Origin of the sequence: Pantoea sp. V106_11, assembly GCF_029967885.1 — a bacterium.
GTDB classification, from domain to species: Bacteria; Pseudomonadota; Gammaproteobacteria; order Enterobacterales; family Enterobacteriaceae; genus Pantoea; species Pantoea ananatis.
Genome location: NZ_JASCAK010000030.1, coordinates 230824 through 247119, shown reverse-complemented (window position 1 = coordinate 247119; position 16296 = coordinate 230824). Strand labels below are relative to the sequence as shown.

General features: G+C 53.4%; 19 protein-coding genes and 1 tRNA gene. 5 read left to right on the top strand and 15 right to left on the bottom strand.

Annotated features, from left to right (window positions below; all coding sequences use genetic code 11):
• Positions 1-18: 18 nt before the first annotated feature.
• The 6 genes from QLG08_RS14920 to rlmE form a co-directional block, all read right to left on the bottom strand.
• A tRNA-Leu gene (locus QLG08_RS14920) sits at positions 19-105 on the bottom strand.
• Positions 106-161: 56 nt separating this feature from the next.
• A complete protein-coding gene (gene secG / locus QLG08_RS14915) occupies positions 162-497 on the bottom strand; it encodes a preprotein translocase subunit SecG (protein ID WP_014606749.1) in 336 nt (111 codons plus the stop codon).
• A 218-nt stretch (positions 498-715) separates the two neighbouring features.
• Positions 716-2050 (bottom strand): phosphoglucosamine mutase, encoded by a 1335-nt coding sequence (glmM, locus tag QLG08_RS14910; RefSeq protein ID WP_126843176.1) that lies wholly within the window; start codon positions 2048-2050, stop codon positions 716-718.
• A 6-nt stretch (positions 2051-2056) separates the two neighbouring features.
• Positions 2057-2890 carry a dihydropteroate synthase gene (gene folP, locus QLG08_RS14905; RefSeq protein WP_015701097.1) on the bottom strand — a complete coding sequence of 278 codons (834 nt, stop codon included), beginning with the start codon at positions 2888-2890 and terminating at the stop codon, positions 2057-2059.
• A gap of 80 nt (positions 2891-2970) precedes the next feature.
• Positions 2971-4902 carry an ATP-dependent zinc metalloprotease FtsH gene (gene ftsH, locus QLG08_RS14900; protein ID WP_015701098.1) on the bottom strand — a complete coding sequence of 644 codons (1932 nt, stop codon included), beginning with the start codon at positions 4900-4902 and terminating at the stop codon, positions 2971-2973.
• A gap of 113 nt (positions 4903-5015) precedes the next feature.
• Positions 5016-5645 (bottom strand): 23S rRNA (uridine(2552)-2'-O)-methyltransferase RlmE, encoded by a 630-nt coding sequence (gene rlmE, locus QLG08_RS14895; RefSeq protein ID WP_014595159.1) that lies wholly within the window; start codon positions 5643-5645, stop codon positions 5016-5018.
• Between the two features lie 126 nt (positions 5646-5771).
• Here rlmE and yhbY point away from each other — a divergent pair, with 126 nt between their 5' ends.
• Positions 5772-6065 (top strand): ribosome assembly RNA-binding protein YhbY, encoded by a 294-nt coding sequence (gene yhbY / locus QLG08_RS14890; RefSeq protein ID WP_013024345.1) that lies wholly within the window; start codon positions 5772-5774, stop codon positions 6063-6065.
• Between the two features lie 106 nt (positions 6066-6171).
• Here the strand turns inward: yhbY and greA are convergent, their stop codons facing one another.
• Positions 6172-6648, bottom strand: a complete 477-nt coding sequence (greA, locus tag QLG08_RS14885; protein ID WP_006121754.1) for a transcription elongation factor GreA — start codon at positions 6646-6648, stop codon at positions 6172-6174.
• A 246-nt stretch (positions 6649-6894) separates the two neighbouring features.
• Between greA and dacB the strand changes: the two genes are divergently transcribed.
• Both dacB and QLG08_RS14875 read left to right on the top strand, forming a co-directional pair.
• Positions 6895-8328, top strand: coding sequence for a serine-type D-Ala-D-Ala carboxypeptidase (dacB, locus tag QLG08_RS14880; protein WP_126843177.1), 1434 nt, complete (start codon positions 6895-6897; stop codon positions 8326-8328).
• Positions 8329-8804: 476 nt separating this feature from the next.
• Positions 8805-9230 (top strand): hotdog fold thioesterase, encoded by a 426-nt coding sequence (locus QLG08_RS14875; protein WP_015701100.1) that lies wholly within the window; start codon positions 8805-8807, stop codon positions 9228-9230.
• A gap of 47 nt (positions 9231-9277) precedes the next feature.
• On the opposite strand, the gene cgtA is transcribed toward QLG08_RS14875, so the two are convergent.
• The 3 genes from cgtA to rplU form a co-directional block, all read right to left on the bottom strand.
• A complete protein-coding gene (cgtA, locus tag QLG08_RS14870; protein ID WP_013024341.1) occupies positions 9278-10450 on the bottom strand; it encodes an Obg family GTPase CgtA in 1173 nt (390 codons plus the stop codon).
• Between the two features lie 241 nt (positions 10451-10691).
• On the bottom strand, positions 10692-10949 hold the full coding sequence (rpmA, locus tag QLG08_RS14865; protein WP_009092448.1) for a 50S ribosomal protein L27: 258 nt from the start codon (positions 10947-10949) through the stop codon (positions 10692-10694).
• A gap of 15 nt (positions 10950-10964) precedes the next feature.
• On the bottom strand, positions 10965-11276 hold the full coding sequence (gene rplU / locus QLG08_RS14860) for a 50S ribosomal protein L21 (protein WP_013024339.1): 312 nt from the start codon (positions 11274-11276) through the stop codon (positions 10965-10967).
• 255 nt (positions 11277-11531) lie between these two features.
• Here rplU and ispB point away from each other — a divergent pair, with 255 nt between their 5' ends.
• Both ispB and QLG08_RS14850 read left to right on the top strand, forming a co-directional pair.
• Entirely contained in the window at positions 11532-12503 is a 972-nt protein-coding gene (gene ispB / locus QLG08_RS14855) for an octaprenyl diphosphate synthase (RefSeq protein ID WP_013024338.1), read from the top strand.
• Positions 12504-12735: 232 nt separating this feature from the next.
• On the top strand, positions 12736-13017 hold the full coding sequence (locus QLG08_RS14850) for a helix-turn-helix transcriptional regulator (protein ID WP_013024337.1): 282 nt from the start codon (positions 12736-12738) through the stop codon (positions 13015-13017).
• A gap of 73 nt (positions 13018-13090) precedes the next feature.
• On the opposite strand, the gene murA is transcribed toward QLG08_RS14850, so the two are convergent.
• The 5 genes from murA to mlaD all read right to left on the bottom strand — a co-directional run bounded on the left by murA (position 13091) and on the right by mlaD (position 16294).
• Positions 13091-14350 carry a UDP-N-acetylglucosamine 1-carboxyvinyltransferase gene (gene murA / locus QLG08_RS14845; protein ID WP_014595155.1) on the bottom strand — a complete coding sequence of 420 codons (1260 nt, stop codon included), beginning with the start codon at positions 14348-14350 and terminating at the stop codon, positions 13091-13093.
• Between the two features lie 64 nt (positions 14351-14414).
• Positions 14415-14672, bottom strand: a complete 258-nt coding sequence (ibaG, locus tag QLG08_RS14840) for a BolA family iron metabolism protein IbaG (protein ID WP_010251880.1) — start codon at positions 14670-14672, stop codon at positions 14415-14417.
• 122 nt (positions 14673-14794) lie between these two features.
• On the bottom strand, positions 14795-15091 hold the full coding sequence (gene mlaB, locus QLG08_RS14835) for a lipid asymmetry maintenance protein MlaB (protein WP_013024334.1): 297 nt from the start codon (positions 15089-15091) through the stop codon (positions 14795-14797).
• Entirely contained in the window at positions 15091-15723 is a 633-nt protein-coding gene (mlaC, locus tag QLG08_RS14830; protein ID WP_024472197.1) for a phospholipid-binding protein MlaC, read from the bottom strand. The genes mlaB and mlaC overlap by 1 nt, the downstream gene beginning before the upstream one ends.
• Positions 15724-15739: 16 nt before the next feature.
• Complete coding sequence (gene mlaD / locus QLG08_RS14825; protein WP_014595154.1) at positions 15740-16294, bottom strand: outer membrane lipid asymmetry maintenance protein MlaD; 555 nt, start codon at positions 16292-16294, stop codon at positions 15740-15742.
• Between the last annotated feature and the right edge of the window lie 2 nt (positions 16295-16296).

Genomic DNA, 16296 nt, shown 5'->3' with positions numbered 1-16296 from the left:
GCAAGTAATACTAAGATTTGGTACCGAGGACGGGACTTGAACCCGTAAGCCCTTTCGAGCACTACCACCTCAAGGTAGCGTGTCTACCAATTTCACCACCTCGGTACTGCACTGACTGCGACGCTGTTCTGCCGCTTTTTCCTGACGCTATATTGCTGCTATTAGTGCGGGATATCATTGCCCGGCGTAGCCGGTTTAGCTGGCTGAGTCTGCTGTTGAGACTGAGCTGGCGCAGTGAGGTTTTCCCACTCGCTTCCTTTGGACGTCTTGTTACTGTTCAGGTTACCCAGAATCAGGCTGATCACGAAAAACAGCGTAGCCAACACTGCGGTCATGCGAGTCATAAAGTTACCCGACCCGTTAGAACCAAACAGCGTGCCAGACGCGCCTGCACCAAATGATGCTCCCATATCAGCGCCTTTGCCTTGCTGCAGCATAATAAGACCCACAAGGCCAATCGCTACAATAAGGAAAACAACTAACAGAGCTTCGTACATAATCAACCTGTTTCCTTGCGCGTAATCCGCACAGTTAAAGCTTCAACCAATATGACGGGGAGTATGTTCATCACCCATCAGAAGCGGGTGTGAATACTAACCAATGGCGCATACCTCTGCAAGTGCAATTTAGCTGTGGCAGGCTGATTGCAGAAAAAAGCGCCAGTGCGATGATTTTACAGGCAGGAACAGCACGCTGTCCCGGCCTGTCACCTGCGTCAGACCGCTTTCACCGCATCCGCAATCAGGTTAGCTAGCGCAGTGACCTGGGCTGCATCCTCGCCTTCTACCATCACGCGGATTAACGGCTCCGTACCGGATTTACGCAGCAGCACGCGCCCACGGCCGGCCAGGGTTTTCTCCACGTCCTGCGCCACGGTTTTCACCGTTTCGCTTTCCAGAGGATCGTGTTCACCCGTAAAGCGCACGTTGACCAGCACCTGAGGCAGCATCTTCATCCCAGTGCACAGGTCATGCAGGCTCATGTGATTGCGCACCATCGCAGTAAGCACTTGCAAACTTGCTACGATCCCATCACCGGTAGCGATTTTATCCAGCAGAATCACGTGGCCTGAGTTTTCAGCGCCGAGCCGCCAGCCTTTTTCCTGTAATTTTTCGAGCACATAGCGGTCACCCACTTTGGCCCGCACAAAAGGAATGCCTAACTGCTTCAGCGCCAGCTCCAGCCCCATATTACTCATCAGCGTGCCGACAACACCGCCGCGCAGTTGCCCCTGACGCAGGCCTTCACGGGCGATGATATACAGAATCTGATCGCCATCGACCTTCTCGCCCAAGTGGTCCACCATCATGATGCGATCGCCATCGCCATCATAGGCCAGGCCGATGTCCGCCTTCTCGGCCAGAACGCGCTGCTGCAGCATTTTCAGATCGGTCGCACCGCACTCTTTGTTGATGTTCATGCCATCAGGCTGTACACCAACGGCAATCACCGTTGCGCCCAACTCACGCAGGACATTCGGCGCGATGTGGTAGGTGGCACCGTTAGCACAGTCCACCACAATTTTCAGGCCACTCAGGCTCAGCTCACTGGGGAAGGTGCCCTTACAGAACTCAATGTAACGTCCGGCGGCATCCACAATTCGGCTGGCGCGACCCAACAGGGATGATTCCACACAGGTCAGCGGCTTTTCCATTTCCAGTTCAATCGCTTCTTCTACATCATCAGGTAGCTTGGTGCCTTCGGCTGAGAAGAACTTAATGCCGTTGTCGTCAAACGGGTTATGGGAGGCGGAGATAACAATACCGGCCTCAGCGCGAAACGTGCGGGTCAGATAGGCAATGGCAGGCGTCGGCATTGGGCCGGTAAACGCCGCTGACAGCCCTGCGGCGGCCAGTCCTGCCTCCAGTGCAGATTCCAGCATATAGCCCGAAATACGAGTGTCTTTGCCGATAATGATTTTTTTTGAACCGTGGCGCGCCAGCACTTTACCCGCAGCCCAGCCGAGTTTTAAAACAAAATCCGGGGTAATCGGAGACTCTCCCACTTTGCCGCGAATACCATCTGTACCAAAATATTTACGATTACTCATGCTCTATCATCCTTTAGCTCTTTGTGTCGCCTCGACCACCCGCATCGCCTCGACCGTTTCTTTTACATCATGAACGCGAATAATGTGTGCTCCCTGCATGGCGGCGATCACCGCGCAGGCCAGGCTGCCGGTCAGACGCTGGCCAGGCCCGACATTCAGCAACTGACCAATCATTGATTTTCGTGACATGCCAACCAGCAGGGGCAGACCAAAATGGTGAAATTCGCTGAGTCGAGCCAACAGTTCATAATTGTGGCTGAGATTCTTACCGAAACCGAAGCCCGGGTCGAGCAGCAGATTCTCTTTTTTTATTCCGGCCGCCTCGCAGCGGGCCAGTTGCTCAACGAAGTAAGCATCCACTTCGCTGACGATATCTTGATAGGCCGGTGCCTGCTGCATGGTGCGTGGATCGCCCTTCATATGCATCAGGCATACCGGCAGGCCAGTCGCGGCGGCGGCGGCCAGCGCTCCTGGTTCAGACAGAGAGCGCACGTCATTGATGATGTGTGCCCCCACGCTCGCCGCTTCCCTGATGACCTCAGCCTTAGAAGTATCCACGGAGATCCAGACTTCAAAGCGCTGAGCGATTGCTGCCACCACGGGGATGACCCGCTCAAGTTCTTCCTCAACGCTGACCTCATCCGCGCCGGGACGCGTAGACTCGCCGCCCACGTCGATAATGGTTGCGCCGGCATTCACCATTTCATTGGTATGCGTGAGTGCATCCACCAACGCATTGTGTTTACCACCATCCGAAAAAGAGTCCGGCGTGACGTTAAGAATGCCCATCACATGTGGAAACGACAAATCAAGATGGGAATCACGGGCGAACAATTTCATGGTGATGTACTCCTTGTAGCGCAATGTATAGATGTAAAAAACCCCGGACCAGCCGGGGTTTTATTAAAAGACGTGAAGTCTTATTTGTCGAACTGTTCTGACATGGTGTTGCCTGGATTTGGCGTACGCGGCTCATCGACCGGACGCGGTGCCTTTGGCGTGCCATTATTATCAGAATTGCTGCTGGTGCCGGGATCTTCCCAGCCCGCAGGCGGACGCACTTCACGGCGAGCCATCAGGTCGTCAATCTGTGGTGCATCAATGGTTTCATACTTCATCAGCGCATCTTTCATGGCATGAAGGATGTCCATGTTTTCACCCAGAATCTGACGCGCACGCTGGTAGTTCGTATCAATCAGGTGTTTAACTTCCTGATCGATAATACGCGCGGTTTCATCTGACATATGCTTGGCTTTCGCCACAGAACGGCCGAGGAACACTTCACCGTCTTCTTCTGCATACAGTAACGGACCGAGTTTTTCAGAGAAGCCCCACTGGGTCACCATGTTACGTGCCAGGTTGGTCGCCACTTTGATGTCGTTTGATGCGCCGGTTGAGACATGCTCAACACCGTAGATGATTTCTTCTGCCAGACGACCACCGTACAGGGTCGAAATCTGGCTTTCCAGTTTCTGACGGCTGGCGCTAATCGCATCGCCTTCAGGCAGGAAGAAGGTCACACCTAATGCACGACCACGCGGGATAATGGTGACTTTATGCACCGGATCGTGTTCCGGCACCAGGCGACCAATAATGGCGTGACCGGCTTCGTGATAAGCGGTGGACTCTTTCTGCGCTTCCGTCATCACCATGGAGCGGCGCTCTGCACCCATCATGATCTTGTCTTTGGCTTTTTCGAATTCCACCATCGATACAACGCGCTTGTTGCTGCGGGCAGCAAACAGCGCGGCTTCGTTTACCAGGTTAGCCAGATCGGCACCTGAGAAGCCCGGCGTACCGCGCGCGATGATCGCCGCGTCGATATCCGTCGCTAATGGCACGCGGCGCATGTGCACTTTCAGGATCTGCTCACGGCCACGCACGTCTGGCAAGCCAACAACAACCTGACGGTCAAAGCGGCCCGGACGCAGCAACGCGGGGTCAAGCACGTCTGGACGGTTGGTTGCGGCAATCACGATGATGCCTTCGTTGCCTTCAAAACCGTCCATCTCAACCAGCATCTGGTTCAGGGTTTGTTCACGTTCATCGTGACCGCCACCTAAACCGGCACCACGCTGACGACCGACCGCATCGATTTCATCGATAAAGATAATGCACGGTGCCGCCTTCTTGGCCTGTTCAAACATATCGCGCACACGAGATGCACCGACACCGACGAACATTTCAACAAAGTCAGAGCCCGAAATGGTAAAGAAAGGCACTTTCGCTTCGCCGGCAATCGCTTTTGCCAGCAAGGTTTTACCGGTACCCGGCGGGCCAACCATCAGCACGCCTTTCGGAATTTTACCCCCGAGCTTCTGGAAGCGGCTCGGCTCACGCAGGTATTCAACCAGCTCACCGACTTCCTCTTTCGCTTCGTCGCAGCCTGCAACGTCAGCAAAAGTGGTTTTAATCTGATCTTCCGTCAACATACGGGCTTTGCTTTTACCAAAGGACATCGCGCCTTTGCCACCGCCGCCCTGCATTTGACGCATGAAGAAAATCCACACACCAATCAGCAGTAACATTGGGAACCATGAAATGAAGATAGATGCCAGCAGGCTCGGCTCTTCAGGTGGTTCACCAACCACTTTGACGTTCTTGGTCAACAGGTTATCGAGTAACTTGGGGTCATTGACAGGAATGTAAGTGGTGTATTTATTGCTGTCTTTTTTGATAACGTTAATTTCACGCCCGTTAATACGTGCCTCGCGGACCTGATCCTGGTTCACTTCCGACAGGAAGGTTGAATAATCAACCCTACGGCCATTCGACTCGCTGGGCCCAAAGCTCTGGAAGACCGACATCAGCACGACCGCGATGACTAGCCAGAGAATCAGGTTTTTCGCCATGTCACTCAAGGGATTAACCTCATATTACAACGGTGTTAACAGATAGCGTAGGGTACTATAGATCCTTCGTACATGGAATCGCAGCAGGAATGCCGGGTTATCCATCACGTCGGTTACAGTTTGCGCCCAGTCGCCACAATATAAACTTCACGTGAACGTGAACGTGAAGCGTCAGGCTTACGTATTTTCACTTTCGTAAACAGGGAGCGAATTTCCCGCAGGTATTCATCAAAGCCATCTCCCTGGAACACTTTCACAACAAAACTGCCGCCTGGAGCCAAAATATCACGGCACATATCCAACGCCAGCTCAACCAAATACATCGACCGGGGAATATCTACGGCAGGTGTACCACTCATATTCGGTGCCATATCCGACATGACGACCTGGACCTTCTGCTCGCCCACACGTTCAAGTAATGCTTTGATCACCGATTCTTCACGAAAATCACCTTGAAGGAAATCGACACCAACAATAGGATCCATCGGCAGAATATCACAAGCGATAACGCGACCTTTGGACCCAATTTGCTGTACCACATATTGCGACCAGCCGCCGGGTGCAGCACCCAGATCTACCACGGTCATCCCGGGTTTGAAAAGCTTGTCACCCTGTTGGATTTCATCAAGTTTAAACCAGGCGCGCGAACGCAACCCTTTTTTCTGTGCCTGGAGCACGTATTTATCGCTAAAGTGTTCCTGTAGCCAGCGGCTGGAGCTGGCTGAACGCTTTTTACCGGTCATAAAATTTCCAACTAAATCGTCATCGTAGCGATAAATCTGCACGCGATAGGCTGCGTCGATTTGGCGATATACCCGAGATGGCGGTAGAATGAACCGTTTTCAATCCCCGAGTAAGTAAATAATACGATGAATCTAAGTACCAAACAAAAACAGCACCTCAAAGGCCTCGCCCATCCGCTCAAGCCAGTCGTCATGCTCGGAGGCAATGGCCTGACCGAAGGTGTACTGGCTGAGATTGAACACGCGCTGGAACATCACGAATTGATCAAGGTGAAAATTGCCTCTGAAGAACGTGAAACCAGGCAGCTGATCGTTGAAGCTATCGTACGTGAAACCCGTGCCAGCAACGTTCAGGTCATTGGCAAAACGCTGGTGCTGTATCGCCCCGCTAAAGAGAGCAAAATTTCTCTGCCACGCTAGGTGGGCAAAGAAAGTGCCATGCTCTTACATGGGATAAAAGGCCGCAGCGCGGCCTTTTTCCTTTCTTTACACTGTACGGCAATGCTTTTCAGACAATTGCACCCTGTCAGATGTACTCCACCTTCAGGATTTCGTACTCGACATCGCCGCCTGGCGTTTTGATAATCGCCACGTCATCGGCTTCTTTCCCTACCAGGCCACGGGCCATCGGCGAGTTAACAGAAATCAAATTCTGCTTAAAGTCTGCCTCATCATCACCCACGATGCGATAGGTAAACTCTTCATCCGTGTCCACGTTCAACACGGTTACCGTTGCGCCAAAAATCACGCGGCCGGTTTTCGGCATCTGTGTGACGTCAATGACCTGCGCATTAGAGAGTTTGGCTTCAATCTCCTGAATGCGTCCCTCACAGAACCCCTGTTCTTCACGCGCGGCGTGATATTCGGCGTTCTCTTTCAAATCGCCGTGCTCGCGGGCCTCCGCGATGGAGGCAATAATGCGCGGGCGCTTCACCGTTTTCAGCTCATGCAGCTCTTCGCGCAGCCTTTCAGCGCCTCTTAACGTCATCGGAATCTGGTTCATTTTAGCTCCTCGTCATCATTCCTGTTTCACGGTGCATCCTGACCGGTGACTGCAGAAAAAAGCGTTCTGCGGCGCAAGACCTCGTTTTGCAAATAAAAGAAGACTGACCCGGAAAGTGTTCCAGGCCAGAAAAGGTTTTGCAATTTGATACGTATTTTAACCCAGAGTTCCCTGCGGGTCATCGTTTACTTTCCACCGTCCAGGGACGTAGTATTGTCGCCTTCACCTGTCAGTTGCCGCGAGATTATGCGATTTTCACGACTTGTTACCGGATTAACCTGTGCTTTTATGCTGCAGGCACAAGCAGCGCCAGTTGATGAATACATGCAATATCTGCCAGATGGTGCCAATCTGGCTTTGCTGGTGCAAAAAGTGGGCGCATCCACGCCAATTATCGATTACCACGGGAAACAGATGGCACTTCCCGCCAGTACCATGAAAGTGATCACCGCCCTGGCGGCATTGCTGGAACTGGGCGGTGATTACCGTTTTCAAACCACCTTTGAAACCAAAGGCGCGCTGGTCGATGGCACGCTTAATGGTGATTTAGTAGCCCGGTTTGCTGGCGATCCTACCTTGGGTCGTCAGGATCTGCGGAATATGGTCGCGGCGTTAAAAAAACAAGGCATCACACACATCAAAGGTAATCTGGTCATCGATACCTCGGTGTTTGCCAGCCATGATGCGGCGCCTGGCTGGCCGTGGAATGACATGACCCAGTGCTTTAGCGCACCGCCGGCGGCGGCTATTGTGGATAAAAACTGCTTCTCGGTTTCACTCTACAGTGCCGAAAAACCGGGCGAAAATGCCTTTATCCGCATTGCGTCCTACTACCCGGCTCACATGTTAAGCCAGGTGCGGACGATTGGGCGCAACAGCGGTGACGGACAATACTGCGAGCTGGACGTGGTGCCAGGCGAGCTGAACCGCTACACCTTAACCGGCTGTATGCGTCAGCGTAGCGATCCGCTTCCTTTAGCCTTTGCGGTTCAGGATGGCGCGGCCTGGGCAGGCGAAATCCTGAAAGCAGAACTGCGTTCCGCCGGTATTGATTACAGCGGCCATCTGCTACGTCAGACGCAGGTGACCGAGCCGGGCACCGTGCTGGCATCAACGCAGTCAGCGCCGCTGCATACGCTGCTGCATATGATGCTGAAGAAGTCCGACAATATGATTGCCGACACGGTGTTCCGCACCATTGGCCATCATTACTTCAACGTACCGGGCACCTTCCGCGCAGGATCAGATGCGGTTCGTCGCATCCTGCGTGAAAAAGCCAATATTGATTTGGGTAACAGCATCCAGGTGGATGGTTCGGGCCTGTCACGTCACGATCTGATCTCGCCCGCCACCATGATGCAGGTGCTGCAATATATTGCGCAGAACGACAGCAAACTGGATTATATTTCGATGCTACCGCTGGCCGGACACGATGGCACGCTGCAGTACCGTGGCGGACTGCACGAAGCCGGTCTGGATGGCAAGGTCTCGGCTAAAACCGGCTCACTGCAGGGCGTATATAACCTTGCAGGCTTTATCACCACCTCCAGCGGGGCACGCGTGGCGTTTGTGCAGTTCCTTTCTGGCTATGCGGTTCCGCCGCAGGATCAGCGCACACGCCGTATTCCGCTGGTGCGCTTTGAAAGCCGGCTCTATCGCGATATCAATAAGAATTACTGATTTATGTTAGGAAACGCAGCGGGCGACCACCTGCTGCGTTTTTTTTATCATCGCCAAAAAGTCAGGGATAACGCCTCGGCTTCAGGCGCGCAACAGTCTGTTCAGGATACCTTCGCCTGCTCTCCAGGCCGCATCACTCCCAGCCGCATGGCTTTTTTTATGCCAGGATCTTACAGAATCGGTACCTGTTTAGCGGGTTATCTGCGCCCCGCCTCACGCTGGCACCCTGGGTAATCGCATAAATTTTCTTAACCTAATCCACCCGGATTCAGGGACGATAACGGGGATCGCAGGCAGAGGCTGCAACGCCCTGTCGCCCGGCCCAGTAAACGCCCTTCTGTTACCCTTGAGATGCAATGCTGATGTAAAACTGGACAGCCGCAGGCGGTTATCACTACGCTAATTCTTTCGCCTCTGCGTTACGTCATGTGACATCGCAGCGTGGAAGACGATGGCGCAACCCTGGGAGCCTGACAATGGCAACGATCTGGAAACGCGTAGTTTGTCTGGATGCGCTCAATGCGCAGAGCACTCATACGCTGGTGGCGCATGTGGGCATCATTTTCACCGCAGTGGGTGATGACTATCTTGAAGCCACCATGCCAGTAGACAGCCGCACGCAGCAGCCCTTTGGCCTGCTGCACGGCGGCGCCTCAGTGGTGTTAGCCGAAACGCTGGGTTCTGTGGCGGGCTATCTGGCATCGGAGGATGGCAGCCGCGTGGTGGGCATCGAAGTGAATGCCAGCCATCATCGGGCCGTTTCAGGTGGTCTGGTGCGCGGTATCTGTCGTCCGCTGCATGTGGGGAAGCGGAATCAGACGTGGCAGATTGAGATTCGCCACGAGCAGGATAAATTATGCTGTAGCGCACGGCTTACCGTTGCGGTGCTGGCGCAGCCCTGAAAGAAATCTGCCCCCGTTCCGGTGGAAAGGGGGCAGTCATAAGTGGTCTAGCGCTGGTAGATGATTTCGACGCCTTCGTCGTCATCCTCATCCCAGTCGTCATCCCACTCTTCATCTTCTTCAACCGCCGCGGTTTCAATGGCTTCTTTGTGGTAATCGTCCCACATGAACTCCACTTTCTCCGGCTGTTTTTCTTCAACGTCAGCTTCTTTCGGATTGGCGTTGATAAAGCTCATCACGTCCCAGCACAGGTCCGTAACGCCCTGACGGCTGGCGGCAGAGATAAGATAGTATTTATCTTCCCAACCCAGCGCCTCGGCAATGGCTTTTGCACGCGCCTGAGCTTCTTCTTCATCAATCAGATCGACTTTGTTGAATACCAGCCAGCGCGGCTTGTTAAACAGCTTATCGCTGTATTTCTCCAGCTCGCCCAAAATAATACGGGCGTTCTCAACCGGATCGCTCTCGTCAATGGGCGCAATGTCGATCAGGTGCAGCAGCACGCGGCAGCGTTCCAGGTGCTTCAGGAAGCGAATACCTAAACCTGCGCCCTCGGCTGCGCCTTCAATCAGGCCGGGGATATCGGCCACCACAAAGCTCTGCTCGCTATCCATACGCACCACGCCCAGGCTTGGCACCAGCGTAGTAAAGGGATAGTCCGCCACTTTTGGTTTAGCAGCAGAAACCGCACGGATAAAGGTCGATTTCCCGGCGTTAGGTAAACCCAGCATGCCTACGTCAGCCAACAGCATCAGCTCCAGCTGCAGGTCGCGTTTCTCACCGGGCGTACCCATGGTTTTTTGACGCGGACTGCGGTTTACCGACGATTTAAAGCGGGTATTTCCCAGACCGTGCCAGCCGCCTTTTGCCACCATCAGGGTCTGCTGGTGGCGCGTCATATCGCCCAGCGTTTCGCCCGTTCCCTGGTCGATAACACGGGTTCCCACCGGCACTTTAACGGTGATATCTTTACCACGCTTACCGGTACAGTCGCGACTCTGACCATTCTGTCCCCGCTCGGCGCGGAACGACTTTTCGAAACGATAATCGATCAGGGTGTTAAGGTTTTCGTCAGCCACTAAGAATACGTCGCCGCCGTCACCGCCATCACCGCCGTCCGGGCCGCCTTTCGGGATATATTTTTCACGGCGGAAACTGACACAACCATTACCGCCATCACCTGCGACGACCAAAATTGTCGCTTCATCTACAAACTTCATTTTCTTTCTCCGTCACACAATCGTCTGCAATACGCTGCAGACGGGTCCGCCAGGGTCTTCTGCGCGACCAGCGGCGGATAAATCAAAACTGGCTGACGCCAGCGTGTACATAAAGTGTACAGCAAACATTCAGGCGATGTCGCCTGTCGGGCAAGGGGTCGCAGAATGTAAAAAGCCCCGCAACAGTTGCGGGGCCTTCAATTCGTGCGTTCAGACGTTAACCGTCTGCGTCACGACAACCTTACTCAGCAACGATGCTGATGTATTTACGGTTGTTCGGACCTTTAACTTCGAATTTTACTTTGCCGTCTGCAGTAGCAAACAGGGTGTGGTCACGACCACAACCAACGTTGCTACCTGCGTGGAATTTGGTGCCACGCTGACGAACGATGATGCTACCTGCCAGAACAGATTCGCCACCGAAACGTTTTACGCCCAGACGTTTTGCATTGGAGTCACGACCATTTCGAGTCGAACCACCAGCCTTTTTATGTGCCATTTGTCAGATCTCCTCTTACGCCGTGATACCAGTGATTTTCACATCAGTGAACCACTGGCGATGGCCAGCTTGCTTACGGTAGTGCTTACGACGACGAAACTTAACGATCTTAATTTTCTCGCCACGACCATGAGCAACAACTTCTGCCTTGATCACACCGCCTGAAACCAGTGGCGCGCCGATTTTCACGTCTTCGCCATTTGCAATCATCAGAACCTGGTCAAACTCGATGGTTTCACCGGTTGCGATGTCCAGCTTTTCCAGGCGAACGGTCTGACCTTCGCTTACTCGGTGTTGTTTACCACCACTTTGGAAAACCGCGTACATATAAAACTCCGCTTCTGCGCTTGCCTTTCAGTTCATCAGGCGGCGCGCTAAATATTCACAATAGGGCGCGAATTCTACGCAAAACTCAAACAGAAGACAAGAGCACTTTGCACACTCTTGCAGAAAAAAAACACAGGCTCAATGCAAACGTTTCTCAACCTGAAAATTCAAGTACAATCAGTAACAGATTACTGAACGCTGGCTGGGTAAAACCGCTTACCATGGCAAAGAAACGAGTCATAGCTGAAAAGACGAATGAACTTAGAACAGATTAACGAATTAACCGCACAGGACATGGCTGCCGTTAACCAGACCATACTCGACCAGCTGAATTCAGATGTCTCGCTCATCAACCAGCTGGGTTATTACATCATCAGTGGCGGCGGTAAACGCATTCGCCCCATGATTGCCGTGCTGTCGGCGCGCGCCATGGGTTATCAGGGCGATCTCCACGTCACCAACGCGGCGCTGATCGAATTTATCCACACCGCCACGCTATTGCATGACGATGTCGTGGATGAATCCGATATGCGCCGTGGCAAGGCCACCGCGAACGCTGCATTTGGTAATGCAGCCAGCGTGCTGGTCGGTGATTTTATTTATACTCGCGCCTTCCAGATGATGACCAGCATGGGATCGCTACGTATCCTGGCGCTGATGTCAGAAGCGGTGAACGTTATCGCGGAAGGGGAAGTGCTTCAGCTGATGAACGTCAACGATCCTGACATCACAGAAGAGAGCTATATGCGGGTGATCTACAGCAAAACAGCTCGCTTATTCGAAGCCGCCTCTCAGGCCTCGGCGATTTTAGCGGAGGCAACGCCAGCGCAGGAAAAAGCCCTACAGGATTATGGGCGCTATCTGGGGACCGCTTTCCAGTTAATTGACGATTTACTTGACTACAGTGCCGATGGCGAAACCCTGGGTAAAAACACCGGTGACGACCTCAGCGAAGGTAAACCCACCCTGCCACTGCTTCACGCCATGAACCATGGTTCGCCTGAGCAGGCGAAGATGATCCGCGATGCCATCGAACAGGGCAACGGTCGCCATTTACTGGCGCCCGTTCTGGAAGCGATGAACCAGTGTGGCTCACTGGAATGGACGCGTCAGCGTGCGGAGCAAGAGGCCGATAAAGCCATTGCAGCCTTGCAGATTCTGCCAGAAACCCCGTGGCGCTCAGCCCTAGAAGCGCTGGCGCATATGTCAGTCCAACGCGATTTCTGATTTCTGTTCCTGACGGAGCCACCACGGCTCCGTGACCTTCTCCCACTCCCCTTCTTCTTTCACGCGTTACACTCCTTTTGCGTCAGGCCGCTCAGTTCTGTCTGCTTGCCTAAATATTACTGGAATCTTATGGAAATTTTCTGATATAAAATTCGACAACTTTCCAGATAGGATGTAGACAAGTCAGCATCACTCGCGCGTTACGCACTGACAAGGACAAGGAGAAAAGGTTATGCAGAGCAGGACAGAGGACTGGCATCCCGCCGATATCATTGCCGCACTACGTAAACGTGGCACCACGCTGGCGGCGCTTTCACGTCAGTCGGGATTAAGTTCATCAACCCTGGCCAACGCGCTCTCGCGCCCCTGGCCCAAAGGCGAATGGCTGATTGCCGATGCGATCAATGTTCATCCGTCAGAGATATGGCCAAGTCGTTATTACGATCCCGAAACCCATTGTCTCCTGGATCGCAAAAAGCGTGTGCGACCGACTCACAACGAGACCAAAAGCTAGCGTAACGCGATCGGTAGCCGAAAAAAAACCAGCCTTGTGATAAGGCTGGTTTCATTAGCATGACGCCGCGAGATTATTCGCCGCTGATGCGCTCAATATTCGCCCCCATCGCTTTGAGCTTATCTTCGATATGCTCGTAGCCACGGTCAATATGGTAAATACGATCGACCAGCGTTGTTCCTTCCGCAATACAGCCTGCCAAGACCAGACTGGCCGAGGCACGAAGATCCGTTGCCATCACCTGCGCACCTGACAAGGTTTCTACACCGTGACAGATTGCAGTATTGCTCTCAATTTCTGCATGCGCGCCCATACGAATCAGCTCAGGGATATGCATAAAGCGGTTTTCGAAGATGGTTTCGGTAATCAAACCCGTTCCTTCTGCCACCAGATTCAGCAAGGTAAACTGTGCCTGCATATCGGTCGGGAATCCCGGATGGGGAGCCGTACGCACGTTAACCGCTTTAGGTCGCTTGCCGTGCATATCCAGGCTGATCCAGTCTTCACCGGTTTCGATGTCTGCCCCTGCATCGCGCAGCTTCGCCAGCACCGCATCCAGCGTATCGGGCTGTGCATTTCGGCAGATGACTTTACCGCCGGAGATGGCTGCCGCAACCAGGAAGGTGCCGGTTTCAATGCGATCGGGCAGTACACGGTAAACGCCGCCGCCCAGACGCTCGACGCCTTCGATAGTAATTTTATCGGTACCGGCACCGCTGATTTTGGCGCCCAGCGTGTTGAGGAAGTTGGCGGTATCAACGATTTCAGGTTCACGCGCCGCATTCTCAATCACGGTAGTGCCGGTTGCCAGCGTCGCTGCGCTCATGATGGTGACGGTCGCGCCCACGCTGACTTTGTCCATCACGATCAGCGCGCCCTTCAGGCGTCCGTTAACGGATGCTTTGACATAACCTTCTTCCAGCTTGATCTCTGCACCTAACTGCTCAAGGCCCGTAATATGCAGGTCAACCGGACGCGCACCGATGGCGCAGCCGCCCGGCAGTGACACTTCGCCCTGGCCAAAACGCGCCACCAGCGGACCCAGCGCCCAAATTGAGGCACGCATGGTTTTCACCAGTTCGTAAGGCGCACAAAAAACGTCTACACCGCTGGCATCAACGTGTACAGAACCGTTGCGCTCAACCTTTGCACCCAATTGCGTCAACAGCTTCATGGTGGTGTCGATGTCACGCAGCTTTGGCACATTCGTGATCTCTACCGGCTCTTCAGCCAGCAAAGCAGCAAACAGAATGGGTAGCGCGGCGTTTTTTGCGCCGGAAATAGTGACTTCACCACTTAAGCGGGTGGGGCCTTGCACACGAAATTTATCCATTAACACGGTTCTCAATTAACTGGCTATAAAACGGTCACGCTCAGGCGAGCAGCCCCGGAGGGAATCAAAAACCGTTGAGTTTACGGTCACGCGCCCACTCTGCAGGCGTGTAAGTTTTGATGGAGACGGCATGAATACGGTTGTCCGCAATAAATTCCATCAGCGGCGCATAGACAGCCTGCTGCTTCTTCACGCGGCTTAACTCACCAAACAGCTCACCCACGGCGATAACCTGGAAATGGCTGCCATCATTGCTCATGACATGAACTTCATCTAAGGGCAGCGCTGCCATCAGCACGGCCTGAATCTCACTGTTTTCCATTGCTCTTAACTTCACTTAATAATAATAAGGCTGACATAGTAGAGGAAAGTGCCTGATTCTTAAATACGCAAAAGCCCCTGTACGGGACCGGGGCTTTGACGAGAAAGGCCAGTTCAGGCGCTTTAATCCGCAGAAACAATAATTTGTTGCAGGTTGTAAAGGGTGATCAACGACTGCAATTTGTCGCCGATTCCCACAAAGCGCAGCGAGCCTCCCTGCTGCGAGGTAATCTCCCGCAGGTGAACCAGCAGCGCAAGTCCCGATGAATCCACCCTTTGCAGGGCGGAAACATCGATCAGTTCGACCGCGTTAACCAGCGCTTCACGCTGCTCCCACAGACTCAGCAGCGTGTCACGATCCAGCTCGCCTTCCAGCCGCAGCGTGTTTGCTTCGCGTGACCAGTGCAGTGATGCCTGCATTATTTGTTTTGATCCAGGGTGATAGGCTGTTTCGCTGAGGCTTCCAGCTGAGCGGTCAGCGCATCGATCCCCTTGGTACGCAGCAGATCGCCCCACTCATTCTGTTTGGTGGTGATCATGCTCACGCCTTCCGCGATCATATCGAAAGCCTGCCAGTTGCCGGTCTGGCTGTTCTTACGCCACTGGAAGTCGAGGCGTACAGGCGGACGGCCCTGAGGATCGATAATGGTCACGCGGATAGCCACAATATTGGTGTTGCCAATCGGCTTCTCAGGTTCAATCTGATAAGTCTGACCGTGATACAGGGCCAGCGCCTGGCCATAAGCCTGAGCCAGATAGTCGCCAAACGCTTTGAAGTAAGCTTCACGCTGTGCCGGTGTGGCATCGCGGTAGAAACGGCCCAGCACTAATGCACCGGCATATTTGATTTGCACGTAAGGCAGGAGCTCCTGACGAACGATCTCACGCAGATAGTTTGGATCCTGCTTAATTTTCGGCTGTTCGTTCTTGAGACGGGTGAACGTTTTGTTAGCCGCTTCGTTCATCAGTTTATAAGGATTGCTTTGATCGGCCGCGGTGGCTGCCAGTGGCGTGACCACCAGCATGGCGATCATCAGAAAACGTTTAAACATCATGTTATCCCTCTATTTAAGGTTGAGCCGCTGCTGCCGGTGCGGCCATCTCGCCGCCCTGCGCGTCCTTACTGTCACTGGTTTGCTTGTTGCCTTTATTGTCGCCGCTTTTATACAGGAACTGGCCAATCAAATCTTCCAGCACCATCGCCGACTTGGTATCGCGAATCGTCCCGCCGTCATTCAGCATTGACGATCCTAGCTCAGGATCGTCAAAGCCGATATTTAACGACAGAAACTGCTCGCCCAGTAACCCCTGAGTGCGGATCGCCAGCGAACTGGTATCCGGAATCTGATTGGCATATTTATCACTGATATCCATTGTGACGCGCGGCAGTAACGTTTTAGGTTCAAGAGAAATGTCCGTTACGCGCCCAATCACCACGCCGCCAATTTTCACTGGCGAACTGGCTTTCAGGCCGCCGATGTTATCGAAGGTGGCATACAGTTTCCAGGTGGGCTCCGTACCTAAAGATTTGAGATCTGCCACGCGCAGGCAGAGAAACAACACGGCAATCATTGCCATGATCATAAACACGCCAACCCAAATTTCGCTTTTTTTGCTTTGCATCG

Excerpts from the sequence above, each read along its gene's own strand:
- secG (WP_014606749.1), bottom strand. The coding sequence starts at position 497 with ATGTACGAAGCTCTGTTAGTTGTTTTCCTTATTGTAGCGATTGGCCTT.
- glmM (WP_126843176.1), bottom strand. The coding sequence starts at position 2,050 with ATGAGTAATCGTAAATATTTTGGTACAGATGGTATTCGCGGCAAAGTG.
- folP (WP_015701097.1), bottom strand. The coding sequence starts at position 2,890 with ATGAAATTGTTCGCCCGTGATTCCCATCTTGATTTGTCGTTTCCACAT.
- ftsH (WP_015701098.1), bottom strand. The coding sequence starts at position 4,902 with ATGGCGAAAAACCTGATTCTCTGGCTAGTCATCGCGGTCGTGCTGATG.
- rlmE (WP_014595159.1), bottom strand. The coding sequence starts at position 5,645 with ATGACCGGTAAAAAGCGTTCAGCCAGCTCCAGCCGCTGGCTACAGGAA.
- yhbY (WP_013024345.1), top strand. The coding sequence starts at position 5,772 with ATGAATCTAAGTACCAAACAAAAACAGCACCTCAAAGGCCTCGCCCAT.
- greA (WP_006121754.1), bottom strand. The coding sequence starts at position 6,648 with ATGAACCAGATTCCGATGACGTTAAGAGGCGCTGAAAGGCTGCGCGAA.
- dacB (WP_126843177.1), top strand. The coding sequence starts at position 6,895 with ATGCGATTTTCACGACTTGTTACCGGATTAACCTGTGCTTTTATGCTG.
- QLG08_RS14875 (WP_015701100.1), top strand. The coding sequence starts at position 8,805 with ATGGCAACGATCTGGAAACGCGTAGTTTGTCTGGATGCGCTCAATGCG.
- cgtA (WP_013024341.1), bottom strand. The coding sequence starts at position 10,450 with ATGAAGTTTGTAGATGAAGCGACAATTTTGGTCGTCGCAGGTGATGGC.
- rpmA (WP_009092448.1), bottom strand. The coding sequence starts at position 10,949 with ATGGCACATAAAAAGGCTGGTGGTTCGACTCGAAATGGTCGTGACTCC.
- rplU (WP_013024339.1), bottom strand. The coding sequence starts at position 11,276 with ATGTACGCGGTTTTCCAAAGTGGTGGTAAACAACACCGAGTAAGCGAA.
- ispB (WP_013024338.1), top strand. The coding sequence starts at position 11,532 with ATGAACTTAGAACAGATTAACGAATTAACCGCACAGGACATGGCTGCC.
- QLG08_RS14850 (WP_013024337.1), top strand. The coding sequence starts at position 12,736 with ATGCAGAGCAGGACAGAGGACTGGCATCCCGCCGATATCATTGCCGCA.
- murA (WP_014595155.1), bottom strand. The coding sequence starts at position 14,350 with ATGGATAAATTTCGTGTGCAAGGCCCCACCCGCTTAAGTGGTGAAGTC.
- ibaG (WP_010251880.1), bottom strand. The coding sequence starts at position 14,672 with ATGGAAAACAGTGAGATTCAGGCCGTGCTGATGGCAGCGCTGCCCTTA.
- mlaB (WP_013024334.1), bottom strand. The coding sequence starts at position 15,091 with ATGCAGGCATCACTGCACTGGTCACGCGAAGCAAACACGCTGCGGCTG.
- mlaC (WP_024472197.1), bottom strand. The coding sequence starts at position 15,723 with ATGTTTAAACGTTTTCTGATGATCGCCATGCTGGTGGTCACGCCACTG.
- mlaD (WP_014595154.1), bottom strand. The coding sequence starts at position 16,294 with ATGCAAAGCAAAAAAAGCGAAATTTGGGTTGGCGTGTTTATGATCATG.